The sequence below is a fragment of the Geomonas limicola genome, from assembly GCF_014193675.1.
GTDB classification, from domain to species: Bacteria; Desulfobacterota; Desulfuromonadia; order Geobacterales; family Geobacteraceae; genus Geomonas; species Geomonas limicola.
Map to the genome: position 1 here is coordinate 81,108 of NZ_BLXZ01000010.1, position 15,129 is coordinate 96,236.

Below are 15,129 nucleotides of genomic sequence, written 5' to 3' on the forward strand. Positions count from 1 at the left end.
TTTTGATTCTGTACCGAGGAGATACCATGAAACGTCTGATTCTTTTGTGCCTGGTTGCGCTTTGCGTCGCTACCGGCTGCCACCGCGAGGAAAAGGTGGTTAAGCTGGACAACTCCTACCGCTTCCTGGTGAACTTCAACGGGAAGTACGGGTACTGCGATCCCACCGGTACCACGGTGATCCCGCCCCAGTTCGATTCCGCCTCGGTGTTTTCCGAGGGGCTCGCGGTGGTGCAGGTCAACGGCAAGAACGGCTTCATCGACGTGAACGGCAAGCTGGTGATCCCGGCAACCTTCGAGTCCGCCTCGCCGTTTCTCAACGGTCGCGCCGCGGTGCGCAAGGGGAGCCGCTACGCCTACATCGGGCAGTCCGGCAAGGAGATCACCGGCTACGACTTCGTCTCAACCTTCATCTACACCGAAGGGGTTGCGGCGGTGATCGTCCCGGAGAAGGGCGGCAACAAGGCAGGGTTCATCGACCAGGAAGGCAAGTTCGCCATCAAGCCGCAGTTCGACGATGCCTCCCACTTCTCCGAGGGGCTAGCGGCGGTGAAGGTCGGCAAGAACCACGGCTACATCGACAAGAGCGGCAAGATGGTGATCCCCCCGCAGTTTTACGATGCGGCGATGTTCCGCGACGGTCTTGCCATGGTGAAAGTCAACGGCAAGTTCGGCAAGGTGGGCTACGTCGACAAGACCGGCAACCTGGTGATCCCGGCTCAGTACGACCAGGGAACCAGCTTCAACAACGGTGTCGCCGCGGTACGCCAGGAGAAAAACTGGACCCTCATCGACCGCACCGGGAAGCCGATCACCGACAAGAGCTATCCCAATCCCACGCTGTTCTCCGAGGGGCTCGCACCGGTCATGGTGGAAAACCAGGTGGGCTACATGGACAAGACCGGCAAGATGGTGATCAAGCCGCAGTTCGAATCGGGTTCGATCTTCGTTGACGGCTACGCTCCGGTGCGCGTGAACGGCAAATGCGGCCTGATCAACAAGGAAGGGAAACTGGTGGCCGAGCCCCGCTTCGTGTGGGACCAGCGCGCCATCGACCAGTACACCCACTACAACACCCACTTCAGAAAAGACCAGTAAGGAATAAGGAACTCAGCATGCAGATCGGTCCGGGACTCGGCGTCGCCATCATGATGAACAACTACTTCCACGACATGGCCACCGGCCTGCTCGTGGGGAGCGGGTTTGCCCTGCACGCCATCATCCAGATCCAGAGGGTGATGGATACTCCCGAGGCGACCCTGTTCTTCCTCAAGACCAACCAGAAGATGGTGAAGCTGTTCAAGTTCGCGCTGTGGTGGGTGGTGCTGGGCGGGGTGCCGCGCACCATCTTCTACACGAGCTTCGAGTGGGCCAACGCAGCCGATAAACTGCAGGTACCGGCGCTGGCCGTGAAGCACGTGATGATGTTCACCGCGGTGGTCTGGGGTGTGGTAGCCTGGCGGCGCATGCAGAAGAAGGTTGCCGTTTTGAAGGAGAGTCTCCCCGATGAGTATCGAGCCCGTCTCGCCTAGCCCCTGTGGCTTGAGGACAATACGCGGCGTTTGACGACAACGAGCCGCGGTGCCCAGTGCATCGCGGCTCGTTTTTTTTGGGGTCTATAAGACCGTTCGTAGTACGAACGCTGATGCGCTGCTGGCTTGGAGGTATGCTCAGCAACTATCAGGACTATCGGGGAGATACGGAGGTTAGGGAAGAACGGATAAGCTGCCCGCGGGGGAGGTTGGGCCGAGCTCCTGCGGCTTCTTTGATTCCGGAAGCCCGGGGCATGCGCGTGTTGGGACGATGCGCTACTTCCCGAGCTGCGCCCGGGCGCGCTCCAGGTTCTGGCGGGCTACCGGGTCCTGAGGGTTCATCTGGAGAACGGTCTCGAACTCGCGGCTCGCCGCTTCCAGGTTCCCCTGGCGCGCCAGCGCCACGCCAAGGTTGCTGCGGGCTTTGAGGTTGTCGGGGGCCATCAGCAGCACCTCCCGGAATACGGAGATGGCCCGGGGGAGCTCGCCTGCATTCACCAGCGCTGTTCCCAGCGAGATCCTGGGCATGGGGAGCTCCGGACGCAGCTGGCTGGCTCGCTCGAAGGACGCGATCGCTCCGGCGAGGTCGCCACGCTGCTGCAGGTCATACCCCAAGTTGTTAAGCGCCTCGAAATGGTTGGGGTTGAGGCGCAGCACCGTCCGGTATTCCTGCATCGCGCCATCCAAATCCCCTTTGGTGTCCAGGGCGAACCCCAGGTTGTAGTGGGCAGTGGCGAACTGCGGATTGATGCGCAGGGACGCCAGATGGGACTCGATGGCTCCCGCCAGGTCTCCCTGCTCGAGGAGTTCGACTCCCAGGTTGTCCAGGATGATGCTGTTGTCCCGGGTCACCTCAATCGTGTGCCGATACAGGGTGATGCTGTCCTTCCAGTAACCCACCTGGTGCCAGCTGACAGTTGCCAGCAGCAGGATTCCGAGCGCCGCTGCTGCAGGAAACCAGTGGCGCGCCGGCTCATACTGCCCGGTGAGCTCGGCAAGCCCCCAGCTCACTGCCAGGAAGATCCCGACTAGCGGCAGGTAACTGTAGCGATCGGCCATTGCCTGCCCACCGACCTGCACCAGCCCGATGACCGGTACCAGGGTGATCAGGTACCAGAACCAGCCGACGGGAAGGTAGGGATGGCGGCGGCCGAAACGGAGCACCAGGTACGAGGTGAGAATGATGAAGCAGAGCGCGCCAAGCACCTGCCACCAGGGGAGCTGGTCGGCAAACGGGTAGAATACGGCAAGGTCGCTGGGCCAGGCGGTTTTGAGCAGGTACCGAACGTAAGAGAGCGCGCTGTTTTCGAGCCTGAGGAGTAACGGGATGCGCTGCAGGTCCATGACGGACCCTCCGCGCTGCTGCGCGACGACGGTAACGAGGACCGAGGCGATGGCTGCGGCGAGAAACGGCACTTTCTCGAGGACGAGGGGTTTCAGCTGAGTCCAGCTGATGCGGGGAGTGCCGCTGAGGTCGAGGCGTTTAAGCGGCCAGTAATCGGCCAGTACCAGGAGCAGTGGCAGGGTGACCAGCATCGGCTTCACCATAAGCCCGAGCAGGTAGACAGTCAGGGTGAGCAGGTAGCCCGGCTGTCCGGGCCGCTCGGCGTAGCGGCGGTACAGGATGAGGGTGAGAAAAAAGAACAGGCCGCTTAAGACGTCCTTGCGCTCGGCGGCCCAGGCGACTGACTCGACGTGCAGAGGGTGCAGTGCGAACAGGGCTGCCACCAGCCAACTGCGCCAGAAGGCACCGGTTGCCCGGTGCAGAAAGTACATGAGTAGCAGCACGGCAACGATGTGTAGCGCCACGTTGACGAGGTGGTGTCCTGCGGGTGCCATCCCAAAGAGCTGGACGTCAACCAGGTGCGAGAGCCAGGTCACCGGATGCCAGTTGCTTCCGTACAGTGAGGTGAAGGCCCAGCGGATCCCCTCGGCCGAGAGCCCGCGGGACAGGTTCGGGTTGGCCGTCAGGTAGAGCGTGTCGTCGAAGGAGACGAATCGGTGCTGTGCGACCTGTGCATAGACCGCCGCGGTAAGGCAGACCAGCAGCAAAGGGGCGAGCACCAGCTTGAGTCGGCTGGTGTCTTTACCAAGCGCTCTGGGGAAATCGGTTTTCTGCATCGTGTCTCCAAGGATGGACTGGCCGATACTACCTCAGGAGGTGATGGCGTGCAACTGCTTCGGCAACCCCTGAGTTAACCGCTAGCTATCTGCGTGTTCTTACTCCTAGTATCTGGAAATTCTGTTGACGACCTCGAAACGGTGGTGCTATGGTCACGCAGCACGGAAATCCACGTGCCATGAGGACTTCTCTACAGGGCGCACGGGCATGTCTAACTGGGAAACCATACTCTTCTGGATCACCCTCAGCATCTATACGATAGTGTGCGGGGGATTCATCTACTCCATCGTTTTCAAGAACGAGCGTCCGCTCCCCAAGCTGACCGCGCTGCTTACGGCGGGACTGGTGCTGCACAGTGCTACCATCGCGGCGCGCTTTGCCAGTACCGGCCATCTCCCCTGGTCGGGCGACTACGAATACTCGCTGATGGGTGGCTGGTTCATCATTGCGGGATCGCTGTTCGTGGCCCGGCGCAACAAGGAGTTGCAGCCCCTGGCCGCAGCCACGGTGCCGCTGGTCGTGGTGATGATGGGGTACGGGGTGATGCGCAGCCCGACCTTGAACCCGATGGCCGCGAGCCTCAAGACCGGCTGGCTCTACATCCACGTCTACTTCGCGTGGCTCTCTTTCTGCTCCTACACCTTGGCCATGGCCGCCGGCGTCATGTATCTCCTGAAACGCCCCGCTGCCGGCGACCATGAACTGCACCCCTTCTACGACCGTTTCCCCAGCCTGGAGCGCCTGGACGAGCTGATCTTCCGCTACATCGTCTTCGGCTTCGTCACCGACTCTATCATGCTGGTCGCCGGTTCCATCTGGGCCGAAGGGCTCTGGGGGAGTTACTGGAACTGGGATCCGGTTGAGACCTGGTCGCTCATCTCCTACCTCATCTACGGCGTCATCATCCATCTCAGGGTCACCATGGGGTGCAAGGGGAGCAAGCAGGCCTGGCTCGCGGTGTTGGCCCTTACCACCGTGGTCATCTCCTTCTTCGGGGTCACCTTCGTGGTCAACTCCAGCCTGCACGTCTTCCAGGTCCGTTAAGCCGCATCCGGTGCGGCTGCGCTTTTCCTGCCGCTGCGCCGTCGAGTCTGAGGCACCCCTATGGAAAAAACCATTCTCCTGCAGGCCGTGATCTGGATGAACCTGGCCCTCATCTTCTACACCTGGGCCGTGTTCAGCGGGCGGCGTCAGGGGTTGCACGCCAAGCACCTGGTGATCTTCGGTATCGGTCTTTTGTGCGACTACCTGGGAACCCACCAGATGAACATCTTCGCGCAGAGCTTCGGCAAGGCGCCGGAGTGGCACAACATCACCGGCATCGCGTCCTTGGGCGGGATGGCCTTCCACTTCCTGTTGGCGCTCATCGCCGCCCTGGCCCACAAGACCGAGTCCGTGAACCGGGTCTTTCACCGGGTAAGTCTCACCATCTACAGTTGCTGGCTGATTGCCTTCTTCTCCGGCGCCATCTCCGGAATGATGAGGATGCACGGACGGTAACAGTGGACAATTGACAACTGACAATTGACAATGAAAAGCTGAATGGCAGAACTAGACAGATAAACATTTATCACTAGTATATTAGGATGACGTTTCTCTTGTTTAGACTTTGCAGTTAATCGTCAATTGTCCATTGTCAATCGTCAATTGTAAGTGGTCCTATGTCCTCTCTCTCCAAAAAAGTCCTGCTGGTCACCCCTCCCTACCACTACGGTCTCACCGATGTCTTGGGACGCTGGATTCCGCTCAACCTGGTCTACCTGGCCGGTGCGGCGCGCCAGGCTGGAGCGCAGCCGGAGATCTACGACGCCCAGGTCCTGAACCACGGCTTCCCGGAGATCGAGGCGCACCTGGCTGCCGCCGCTCCGGAGCTGGTTGCGGTCGGTGCCGTCACCGCCACGGCCAACGACGCGCTGCGCATCCTGGAACTCGCCAAGAAGATCAATCCGGCGACGCTGACCGTGCTGGGCGGGGTGCATGCAAGCTTCAAGTACCGCGAGATCCTGGAAAACTCTCCCGCCGTGGACTTCGTGGTGCTCGGGGAAGGGGAGGGGACCTTCCGGGAACTCCTGGAAACGCTGTCGCAGGGCGGCGACCCCGCAACGGTTGCCGGCCTCGCCCTGCGCCAGGGGGATAGTGTCGTGGTGAGCCCCGGGCGGGCTCCCGAAACCGACCTGGACCGGCTCCCTGCAGCCTGGGACCTCCTTGACTGGGACAACTACCGCTACCAGGTGCTGCCCGATTCCCGGTTCGGCTCGCTCAGCAGCTCGCGCGGCTGCGCCCACGACTGCAGCTTCTGCTCCCAGCAGACGTTCTGGGGACACTCCTGGCGCGGCCGCAACCCCGAGGCCGTGGTGGATGAGATTGCCCTGCTTCACGAGCGCTACGGGGTCGACCTGCTGCAGCTCACCGATGAGCACCCGACCCGCGACGCCGAACGCTGGGAGAGGCTGCTCGACCTGCTCATCGAACGCGCGCTGCCGGTCCGCCTGATCCTCGAGACCCGGGTCTCCGACCTGATCCGGGATCGTGACATCGTCGCCAAGTACAAACAGGCCGGCGTGATCCATGTCTCCATAGGGGTGGAATCGCTGGAACAGGCCCGGCTCGACCAGGTGCACAAGGGGCAGCAGGTCGAGGAGGCGCAGCAGGCGGTGGAACTGTTGCGGGAGCACGGCATCGTCTCGGAGATCTCGCTGGTCCTCGGCTTCCCCGACGACACCGCGCAGAGCGTCGCCCATGGGCTCAAGTTCGCCCAACTGCTCAACCCCGACGCGGCCAACTTTCTTCCGCTCACCCCCTGGCCCGGTACCCCGCTCTATCAGGAACTCAAGGAGCTGATCCGCGAGAGCGATTTGGCGCGTTTCAACCTGATCGACCCGGTACTCGAGCCGCACCAGTTGACCCTTGCCCAGCTCGACCTGGCGCTCACCGACTGTTTCCGCAAGTTCTACATGGGGAAGATGTTCGAGGTGATGACCATGAAGGACGAGTTCAGGCGCGGCTACATGGTGCGCGCCACCAAGCTCATCATGGCGAGCCCGTTTGTCATGAAGAAGTTCGGGATGCTGGTAAAGGCGATGATGCCGGGAAAACTCGGTGGGAAGAAATAGGCGGGCGTGGACCGCGGCACCACCCTCGAAAACAAGGGAAGCGCATGGTGCGGACCGTGCCGAGTTGAGGGCTCTGCTTCAGTCAGTACCGGAGGTTCTTCATGAAAGCAAAAAAGGTCGTGGTGAACGACCTGATGCAGACCGATTACGTGTACTACCTCACCGAGCCGGTTGGGGAGAACTTCGATCCGGAATTCAGGCCCGAACTGACACCCAAGGAGCTTTTGGAACTGGGAGTGTTCGGGGGGAAGTACCTGACCGATTGCCGCGACGAGTTTCCTGCTGATTGGTTCGAACACGCGAAGCTCTGCCATGAGTTCCACGATCCGAAACTCAACTTCTTCGGAGTGAACGCATCGAAGCCTTTGTCATATTGGCGGGAAAAAGGGTGGATCCACAGCGACGATCCGCGCGGCTGGTTCCAATGGTACTGCCGGTACTACCTGGGGCGGCGGGGACCGGACGACCAGCGCCAGATCAAGCGCTGGAAGGCGATCGCCAGGCACATCGGGCAATTACGCAAGAACTGCCCGGAGGGAGTCTTAAGTTGCCGTCGCAAGCAGCGCCAGGCGCTCCTGCACTGGGCCTACGACAGCAGGAAGATGTGAGTGAGTCAGGGGCTAGGGACTGGGGAAAAGGCGGGGACTAGGGATCGGGGACTAGGGACTAGGGGAAAGGCGGGAACCCCTTGAACGGGACTGGTTTTTATTTCGGCACCCGAACGCTAGCCTCTGCGAGATCCAGATCTCCAGCCCCTAGTCCCTAGTCCCCAGTCCCCAGTCCCTAGCCCCTAGTCCCTTGCCTCTAATCCCTGCTTCTCCCCTTTTCGATAATGTCCGGCGGGGTGTCCTGGGGGGAGCCGGGGAGCTTTCTACCGCAGCGCTCGCAGCACTGCTCGCAGCCGCTTTTGTTGTCATCCTCGGTCCCTTCCTCGCTGGTGGTGATCGGCTTCTTGGCTGCCTTGCACTTCTGGCAGCAGTCGCAGTCGTCTTCCTGGGACTTGTCCCGCTGGTCGGTCCGCCCCGGGGGGAGCTGTACCGGCTCCTCGAACGTTGCCGCCAGACCTTGCAGAGGCAGCAGTGACCAGACCAGCAACCCGACGATCAGCACATACTTTCTCATGTCTTCCTCCCCGTGGCGCTTTGTGACGCTGCCATCTGTGGTGATATGGTGCCTGGCTTTCTCAACGTGGGACCCTCCCGCAGGATGAAGAGGGGACTTCTCTCTGGATCTTTTCCCTGAACCGTTGGGGACCAGTCCACGTCCTGCTGTTGCCATCCCAGCTCGTCAGCTGATTCCCCAGTCCCAGTCCCTAACCCCTAGCATCCTACCGGCGCTATACCGGCGAGTAATGGTCCGGAACCGCGACACACAAGTATTAGCATGGGCCCATGCTATGTCAAACACCCCAGCTGGTATGTTGCAAGGGCGCGTGAGCTACGTCTTTGGGTACCTGTACGAGGTGGCGTTGACAGTAACGAAGCGGACTGTGTGCTCAGGAGCTTTTCCTTGACAGCTGTGGCGAGTCGCGCCTACAAAAGAAGTAATAGTATCCACTCGGTCTTTTAGCCGGGAGGATCCACATCGAAATGAGGTGTCTACCAGCTCACGGATCGGCCGAGGAACTTCGGGTTCGCTATCCAGCCAGCCGCTTTTAGCCGTGCAGCACCGGCTTGGGCGGCTTTGGTGTTTTTGGGGTTCTGCTTCGGACGTCACTTGGCCTTGAGGAGGGATGTCATGAAAGGATTATTCGTTCTGGCAATGTTGGCAGTGCCGGCAGTCGCCGTGGCAAGTGGGGGCGGCTCTGAAGGCTTTTCCCAACGGGAGAGCGCTCCGAGTCTTAAGGAAATCAAGCAGAGCATCGACAACAGCAGATATCAGGAAGCGATCACCTCGCTGAAAAAGTACCTGAAAAGCGATCCGCGCAGCGCTGACGCCTACAACTACCTGGGCTTCTCCTACCGCAAAACCGGGAACCTGCGCGAGGCCTTCAAGGCCTATGACCGGGCTTTGGCGCTCGATCCGAAGCACCTGGGAGCTCACGAGTACCGGGGCGAGGCGTATCTTTTGAACAAGGAACCGGAGAAGGCGCGGGAAGATCTGGCCGCTTTGAAAGCGATCTGTGGCAACTGCGAGGAGTATCGTGACCTCGAACGGGCGCTCAAGGCCAGCGGCAAATAAGAGGGCGGATACTTTCGACCGGCGAACCTGGGACAGAGGGAGTGATGCTGATCGGGGTCATCTCGGATACACACGGGCTACTCAGGCCCGAGGCGCTCAGGATACTGAGGGGCGTGAACCACATCATTCACGCCGGGGATATCGGAACACCGGAGGTGATCTACGCCCTTAGGGCGGTAGCGCCGGTGACGGCAGTGCGCGGCAACGTCGACCGCGGTGCCTGGGTTGCGGAGTTCCCGCAGCGCCAGCAGATCACCTTGGAAGGGGTTCGCCTGCTGATCCTGCACGACCGCCACGAGCTTTTGGAACAGCCGGCCGACCCGGAGGTGCGGGTGATCGTCACCGGGCATTCGCACCGGGCACTCGTCGAAACTCGCGACGGGGTGCTCTACCTGAACCCCGGGAGTGCGGGGCCGCGGCGCTTTCGGCTCCCGGTGAGCGTGGCGCTTCTTACGCTGCAGCACGGAGAACTACGGGCGGAGATCGTTGACCTGGGGGCGCTGCGCTGATCCTGGGAGAGCGGCGCTTTAGGCTACCTCCACCATTTCCTTCAATTCGCGCACGATCTCGACCTGGCGCTGATAGATGAACTGGCTGATCAAACCGTCGTTGCGGCGGTCCGGGCTGATCTTGAACATGCAGAGACTGCCGTCATCGACCTGGTTGGCCCTCACGAAGCTCCCCGGCGCCTGGACCGCCGTCCCGCCGAGCATGAAGGAAAACGCGCCGGTTTGTCCGGGGTGCAGCATCGGTGTAGCCTCACAGGCGAGCGACAGGCCGATTCCCGAGATGTCCACCAGGTTTCCCGCAAGTGTCCCCTCTTCGGTATCAAAACGTGCCACCACCGTATCCCTCACCTTGACCCGGACAGCCTCCCGGCGCTCGGCCCGGATCTGGGCATAGCTGAAGTTGTTCAGGATCACCAGCCGTTTCGGGACGTTCACGTAGCTTGCGAAGCAGTGTACCCCCAACCCGTGTTCGAAGTGGCTGCTCTTGATCAAGGTGCTCTTCTCGTGCTTCATGATCAGGGCCTGGTGCTCGTGGACGATCATCTCGACGCCGTCGCTTTCCAGCCCCGTCACGGTGGAGCGGTAACTCACTGGAACCTCGTCGTAATAATTGACCAACACCAGGTCGTTATTCACGCGGTTCTCCATCAGGGCGCCGAGTACTTCCCTGATGGCATCGGCATCGGTCTTGCCGTCGGCGAGAGTGATCAGTTTGTAGTGCTGTTTCTTCATGGAGGTCACCTTGGGTCAGGGTCAGAGTTGGGACCGGGGAGGCCGCCCCTGCGGAAACGGCTCTGGAGTAGTTATCGGATTGAGTTACAACATCTTTAACAAAAATGCCGTCATCAACAGGGATAAACTGTGCGCACCGGCAAAGTTCACGGCTGCCACACTCAGCAACGATTGAAACTCGCCTAATCTTCACATTGCCTTCACAATTCTTCCCCATTGTCCTGATACTTTGCAGCCATAACGACAGCAGGTATAAATTTACAGCCGGGTGCCGGTATGTTAACGTATTCTTTCTTCCAATACGGCTGTACGGTCTCCCCATCGATGTGACCTGTAGCTACCTATTTCTTATAAGGTGAGTGCCAGACCATGCCCGAACTGCTTAACAGTACTGAGCGCGATTCCTCTTACCCGCCCCCTGCCAGAAAACGGCGCTGGTGGATCCCCGTCCTGGTTGTCGCCGTGGTCGCCCTGGGCTGGTACCTCTTCGCCGGGCGCCAAAAGGCCGCTACCTCGAAGAACGCTGCCAAGCCTGCGCCGCCGCCCGCGCCGGTCCTGGCCCTGCCGGCCCGCAAGGGGGATGTCGGGGTCTACCTGAACGGCCTGGGGACGGTGAGCCCGCTCAACACCGTGGTGGTGAAGTCGCGGGTGGACGGTCAACTCATGGAGGTCCGCTTCCGCGAGGGGCAACTGGTCAAGAAGGGGGAGCTTTTGGCGCTCATCGATCCGCGCCCCTTCCAGGTGCAGCTTACCCAGGCCGAGGGGCAGATGGCCCGCGACCGCGAGCTGTTGCGTAACGCCCAGGTCGACCTGGAACGCTACCGCCTGCTCTGGTCCCAGGACTCGATCCCCCGCCAGCAGCTGGACACCCAGGAATCGCTGGTGCGCCAGTACCAGGCCGCCATCAAGATAGACCAGGGATCGATCGACAACGCGAAATTGCAGATCACCTACAGTCGGATCACCGCACCGGTGAGCGGTCGGGTCGGCTTGCGCCAGGTGGACCCCGGCAACATGGTGCACGCCTCCGACACCAACGGTCTGGTCCTGATTACCCAGCTGCAGCCCTCCGCGGTGCTCTTCCCGATCCCCGAAGACAGCCTGCCGCCGGTCCTCGCCAAGCTGAAAACCGGCGCGAAGCTGGGCGTTGCGGCCTACGACAGGGAGCAGAAACAGAAGCTTGCCGATGGCACGCTTCTGACCGTCGACAACCAGATCGATCCCACCACCGGTACGGTGCGCCTGAAGGCGCTCTTCCCGAACCTGAACAACGAGCTCTTCCCCAACCAGTTCGTGAACGCACGGCTCTTGCTCGAGGTGAAGCGCCAGGCGGTCCTGGTGGGGAGTTCGGCGATCCAGCGCGGGCCGCAGGGGACCTTCGTCTACCTGGTGAAGCCGGACCGTACCGTGACGGTGCGCCCGGTGACCGTCGGCGTGGTGCAGGGGGACGACACCTCGATCAGCGCCGGTGTGAACGAGGGTGACCTCGTGGTGGTGGATGGCGCGGAAAGGCTGCGCGAAGGGAGCAAGGTCGATCTGAGGGATCCCAGCAAGGCCGGCCGTGGCAAGGGCGGTCAGGCAGGGCAGGGCGGTAAACCGGGGCAGCCAGGGCCCGGTGGCCAGGGTCAGGGCGCTTCGCACGGCGCCGCCCCAGGAGCGCAGGGGAGCCTGGCGAACCCCGCTGGCACCGGTAACCCGGCAGGTCCGGGCGCCCCGAGCGGTTCTGGCGCACCGGCCGTGCCGCAGGGGAGGGGAGCCCAGAACGCTCCGGCTGCAAGGCAGGCTCGATGAACATCTCGCGTCCCTTCATACTCCGCCCGGTGGCGACCACGCTTCTCATGGTCGCCATCCTTTTGGCCGGTGCCGTGGCCTACCGGCTCCTGCCGGTCGCCGCGCTCCCCCAGGTGGACTACCCGATCATCCAGGTGCGCACCTTCTACCCCGGCGCCTCGCCGGACGTGGTCGCCACCGCCATCACCGCACCCTTGGAGCGCCAGTTCGGCCAGATGCCCGGCCTCACCCAGATGACCTCGACGAGTTCCGGTGGCGCCTCGGTCATCACCATGCAGTTCTCGCTCGACCTCTCCCTCGACGTGGCCGAGCAGGAGGTGCAGGCCGCCATCAACGCGGGCTTCACCTTCCTCCCGAAGGACCTCCCCAACCCGCCGGTCTACTCCAAGGTGAACCCGGCCGATACCCCGATCCTCACCCTGGCGCTCTCCTCGGACTCGCTGCCGCTACCCCAGGTGGAGGACCTGGCGGATACCCGGCTCGCCCAGAAGATCTCCCAGCTTCCCGGCGTGGGGCTCGTCTCCATCTCGGGTGGCCAGCGCCCGGCGGTGCGCATCCACGCGAACCCGACCGCGCTCGCCTCCTACGGGCTCACCCTGGAGGACCTGAGAAGTGCCGTGGCCGCCTCCAACGTGAACCAGGCCAAGGGTGGCTTCGACGGACCGCGCCAGGCCTACATCATCGGCGCAAACGACCAGCTCTACTCCTCGAAGGACTTCAAGCCGCTCATCATCGCCTACCGTAACGGTTCGCCGATAAAGCTCACCGACGTGGCCCAGGTCCTCGACGACGCCGAGAACGTGAACCAGGCCGCCTGGATGAACCAGTCTCCGGCGGTGGTGCTGAACATCCAGCGCCAGCCCGGCGCCAACGTGATCGAGGTGGTGGACCGCATCCAGAAGCTCATGCCGCAGCTCAAGAGCTCGCTCCCCGCCGGCATCAAGGTGCAGGTGCTCACCGACCGCACTACCACCATCCGCGCCTCGGTGGAGGATGTCCAGTTCGAGCTCCTGCTCGCCGTGGGGCTCGTTGTGCTGGTCATCTTCCTGTTTTTGAGAAACCTCCCGGCGACTGCCATCCCGAGCGTCGCGGTGCCGCTCTCCCTGGTGGGGACCTTCGGGGTCATGTACCTCCTGGGCTTCTCACTCAACAACCTCTCGCTCATGGCGCTCACCATCTCCACCGGTTTCGTGGTGGACGACGCCATCGTCATGATCGAGAACATCTCGCGCTACGTGGAGGAGGGGGAAACCCCGCTGCAGGCGGCGCTTAAGGGTGCCGAGCAGATCGGCTTCACCATCCTGTCGCTCACCGTCTCGCTCATCGCGGTGCTCATCCCGCTCCTCTTCATGGGGGATGTGGTCGGGCGACTCTTCCGCGAGTTCGCCATCACTCTCGGGGTCACCATCCTGATCTCCGCGGTGGTCTCCCTGACACTCACCCCGATGATGTGCGCCCGGCTGCTAAAGCATGTCCCCGAGGAGAAACAGGGGCGCTTCTACCACGCCTCCGGCCGGTTCTTCGAGCGGATCATCGCGCGCTACGGCAGGTCCTTGCAGTTCGTCCTGAAACACCAGGGAACTACGCTGTTGGTGGCGGTGGCAACGTTGGTCGTGACCGTGCTCCTCTACATCTGGATACCCAAGGGGTTCTTCCCGGTGCAGGACACCGGCGCCATCCAGGGGATCTCCGAGGCGCCCCAGTCCATCTCCTTCGCGGCGATGGCCGAGCGTCAGCAGGCGCTGGCCCGGGTCATCCTGCAGGACCCTGCGGTCCAGAGCCTCTCCTCGTTCATCGGGGTGGACGGCACCAACACCACGCTCAATAGCGGCAGGATCCTGATCAACCTGAAGCCGCTTGCCGACCGCGACCTCTCCGCGACCGAGGTGATCCGCCGCCTGCAGCCCGAGCTCGCCAAGGTGCCGGGGATCCAGCTCTTCATGCAGCCGGTACAGGACCTCACCGTCGACGCCCGGGTGGCGCGGACCCAGTACCAGTACACCCTGGAGGACCCCAATACCGACGAGCTGAAGGCCTGGGCTCCCAAGATCGTGGAGGCGCTCTCCCAGCGTCCCGAGCTCCGCGACGTGAGTTCCGACCAGCAGGACCTGGGGCTCATGATGGCGCTCGACATCGACCGTTCTACCGCGGCACGGCTTGGGGTCTCCACCCAGACCATCACCGACACGCTCTACGACGCCTTCGGGCAGCGCCAGATTTCCACCATCTTCACCGAGCTGAACCAGTACCGGGTGATCCTCTCGGTGGCCGACGAGTACAAACAGGGGCCGCAGGGGCTCTCGACCATCTACCTCCCGGGCACGACCGGCGGCAGGGTGCCGCTTTCCGCGGTGACCCGCGCCAGCGAGGGGACCACGCCGCTCGTGGTGAACCGCCAGGGACAGTTCCCCGCCGTGACCGCCTCCTTCAACCTGGCCCCCGGTGTGTCGCTCGGCGGGGCAGTGGCCGCCATCGAGGAGGCGACCGCCAAGATGGGGCTGCCGGCCAGCATCAAGGGGAGCTTCCAGGGGACCGCGCAGGCCTTCAAGGATTCGCTCACCAACGAACCGCTCCTGATCCTCGCGGCGCTTATCACCGTGTACATCGTCCTGGGGGTGCTCTATGAGAGCTTCATCCACCCGATTACCATCCTCTCCACGCTCCCCTCGGCGGGTGCCGGCGCGGTCTTCTCGCTCATGGTCTGCCGCAGCGAGCTCTCGATCATCGCGGTAATCGGCATCATCCTGTTGATCGGGATCGTGAAGAAAAACGGCATCATGATGGTCGATTTCGCCATGGAGGCCGAGAGGAAGGAAGGGAAGAGCCCCGAGGAGGCCATCTACCAGGCCTGCCTTTTGAGGTTCCGGCCGATCATGATGACCACCTTCGCGGCGCTGTTGGGCGCGTTGCCGCTCGCGCTCGGAACCGGCGTGGGGAGCGAGTTGAGGCGTCCCTTGGGGATCTCCATCGTGGGGGGGCTCATCATCAGCCAGATCCTGACCCTCTACACCACCCCGGTCATCTACCTGGCCTTCGACCGCATGTCGCGCAGGATGAGGAAAGGGTAAAAACAGGGACTAGGGACTGGGGGCTAGGGACTAGGGGGAAGACGGGCTTGAGAAGCCCGAGAAGCTTAAACGGGATTTCGGG

Annotated in this window: 13 protein-coding genes; 10 read left to right on the plus strand and 3 right to left on the minus strand. The window is 62.3% G+C overall.

Annotation, left to right across the window (positions count from 1 at the left end; all coding sequences use genetic code 11):
• The first annotated feature begins 26 nt into the window (after positions 1-26).
• Positions 27-1,097 carry a WG repeat-containing protein gene (locus tag H7688_RS20265; RefSeq protein WP_183363080.1) on the plus strand — a complete coding sequence of 357 codons (1,071 nt, stop codon included), beginning with the start codon at positions 27-29 and terminating at the stop codon, positions 1,095-1,097.
• 17 nt (positions 1,098-1,114) lie between these two features.
• Positions 1,115-1,531 (plus strand): hypothetical protein, encoded by a 417-nt coding sequence (locus tag H7688_RS20270; protein ID WP_183363081.1) that lies wholly within the window; start codon positions 1,115-1,117, stop codon positions 1,529-1,531.
• 276 nt (positions 1,532-1,807) lie between these two features.
• Here the strand turns inward: H7688_RS20270 and H7688_RS20275 are convergent, their stop codons facing one another.
• Positions 1,808-3,652, minus strand: a complete 1,845-nt coding sequence (locus tag H7688_RS20275; RefSeq protein ID WP_183363082.1) for a tetratricopeptide repeat protein — start codon at positions 3,650-3,652, stop codon at positions 1,808-1,810.
• Positions 3,653-3,860: 208 nt separating this feature from the next.
• On the opposite strand from H7688_RS20275, the gene ccsA reads away from it, so the two are divergent.
• The 4 genes from ccsA (at position 3,861) to H7688_RS20295 (ending at position 7,374) form a co-directional block, all read left to right on the plus strand.
• Positions 3,861-4,697 (plus strand): cytochrome c biogenesis protein CcsA, encoded by an 837-nt coding sequence (gene ccsA / locus H7688_RS20280; protein WP_183363083.1) that lies wholly within the window; start codon positions 3,861-3,863, stop codon positions 4,695-4,697.
• Between the two features lie 60 nt (positions 4,698-4,757).
• Complete coding sequence (locus H7688_RS20285; protein ID WP_246329905.1) at positions 4,758-5,153, plus strand: HsmA family protein; 396 nt, start codon at positions 4,758-4,760, stop codon at positions 5,151-5,153.
• Positions 5,154-5,314: 161 nt separating this feature from the next.
• Positions 5,315-6,766 (plus strand): B12-binding domain-containing radical SAM protein, encoded by a 1,452-nt coding sequence (locus tag H7688_RS20290; protein WP_183363084.1) that lies wholly within the window; start codon positions 5,315-5,317, stop codon positions 6,764-6,766.
• A 101-nt stretch (positions 6,767-6,867) separates the two neighbouring features.
• Complete coding sequence (locus H7688_RS20295; protein WP_183363085.1) at positions 6,868-7,374, plus strand: hypothetical protein; 507 nt, start codon at positions 6,868-6,870, stop codon at positions 7,372-7,374.
• Between the two features lie 196 nt (positions 7,375-7,570).
• Here the strand turns inward: H7688_RS20295 and H7688_RS20300 are convergent, their stop codons facing one another.
• On the minus strand, positions 7,571-7,888 hold the full coding sequence (locus H7688_RS20300; protein WP_183363086.1) for a hypothetical protein: 318 nt from the start codon (positions 7,886-7,888) through the stop codon (positions 7,571-7,573).
• Positions 7,889-8,503: 615 nt separating this feature from the next.
• Here H7688_RS20300 and H7688_RS20305 point away from each other — a divergent pair.
• On the plus strand, positions 8,504-8,947 hold the full coding sequence (locus H7688_RS20305; protein ID WP_183363087.1) for a tetratricopeptide repeat protein: 444 nt from the start codon (positions 8,504-8,506) through the stop codon (positions 8,945-8,947).
• A 44-nt stretch (positions 8,948-8,991) separates the two neighbouring features.
• Positions 8,992-9,456: a metallophosphoesterase family protein gene (locus H7688_RS20310; RefSeq protein WP_183363088.1), complete on the plus strand. Its 465-nt coding sequence runs from the start codon at positions 8,992-8,994 to the stop codon at positions 9,454-9,456.
• Positions 9,457-9,474: 18 nt separating this feature from the next.
• Here the strand turns inward: H7688_RS20310 and H7688_RS20315 are convergent, their stop codons facing one another.
• The gene (locus H7688_RS20315; protein WP_183363089.1) at positions 9,475-10,188 is read right to left on the minus strand and encodes a PilZ domain-containing protein; all 714 of its coding nucleotides are present in this window, start codon (positions 10,186-10,188) and stop codon (positions 9,475-9,477) included.
• A gap of 369 nt (positions 10,189-10,557) precedes the next feature.
• On the opposite strand from H7688_RS20315, the gene H7688_RS20320 reads away from it, so the two are divergent.
• Positions 10,558-11,979: an MdtA/MuxA family multidrug efflux RND transporter periplasmic adaptor subunit gene (locus tag H7688_RS20320; RefSeq protein WP_183363090.1), complete on the plus strand. Its 1,422-nt coding sequence runs from the start codon at positions 10,558-10,560 to the stop codon at positions 11,977-11,979.
• Complete coding sequence (locus H7688_RS20325; protein ID WP_183363091.1) at positions 11,976-15,047, plus strand: MdtB/MuxB family multidrug efflux RND transporter permease subunit; 3,072 nt, start codon at positions 11,976-11,978, stop codon at positions 15,045-15,047. Before H7688_RS20320 ends, H7688_RS20325 begins: the two co-directional genes overlap by 4 nt.
• Positions 15,048-15,129: the final 82 nt, after the last annotated feature.

Bases quoted from the DNA above. Each gene is read 5' to 3' on its own strand.
- H7688_RS20265 (WP_183363080.1), top strand. From the start codon at position 27: ATGAAACGTCTGATTCTTTTGTGCCTGGTTGCGCTTTGCGTCGCTACC.
- H7688_RS20270 (WP_183363081.1), top strand. From the start codon at position 1,115: ATGCAGATCGGTCCGGGACTCGGCGTCGCCATCATGATGAACAACTAC.
- H7688_RS20275 (WP_183363082.1), bottom strand. From the start codon at position 3,652: ATGCAGAAAACCGATTTCCCCAGAGCGCTTGGTAAAGACACCAGCCGA.
- ccsA (WP_183363083.1), top strand. From the start codon at position 3,861: ATGTCTAACTGGGAAACCATACTCTTCTGGATCACCCTCAGCATCTAT.
- H7688_RS20285 (WP_246329905.1), top strand. From the start codon at position 4,758: ATGGAAAAAACCATTCTCCTGCAGGCCGTGATCTGGATGAACCTGGCC.
- H7688_RS20290 (WP_183363084.1), top strand. From the start codon at position 5,315: ATGTCCTCTCTCTCCAAAAAAGTCCTGCTGGTCACCCCTCCCTACCAC.
- H7688_RS20295 (WP_183363085.1), top strand. From the start codon at position 6,868: ATGAAAGCAAAAAAGGTCGTGGTGAACGACCTGATGCAGACCGATTAC.
- H7688_RS20300 (WP_183363086.1), bottom strand. From the start codon at position 7,888: ATGAGAAAGTATGTGCTGATCGTCGGGTTGCTGGTCTGGTCACTGCTG.
- H7688_RS20305 (WP_183363087.1), top strand. From the start codon at position 8,504: ATGAAAGGATTATTCGTTCTGGCAATGTTGGCAGTGCCGGCAGTCGCC.
- H7688_RS20310 (WP_183363088.1), top strand. From the start codon at position 8,992: ATGCTGATCGGGGTCATCTCGGATACACACGGGCTACTCAGGCCCGAG.
- H7688_RS20315 (WP_183363089.1), bottom strand. From the start codon at position 10,188: ATGAAGAAACAGCACTACAAACTGATCACTCTCGCCGACGGCAAGACC.
- H7688_RS20320 (WP_183363090.1), top strand. From the start codon at position 10,558: ATGCCCGAACTGCTTAACAGTACTGAGCGCGATTCCTCTTACCCGCCC.
- H7688_RS20325 (WP_183363091.1), top strand. From the start codon at position 11,976: ATGAACATCTCGCGTCCCTTCATACTCCGCCCGGTGGCGACCACGCTT.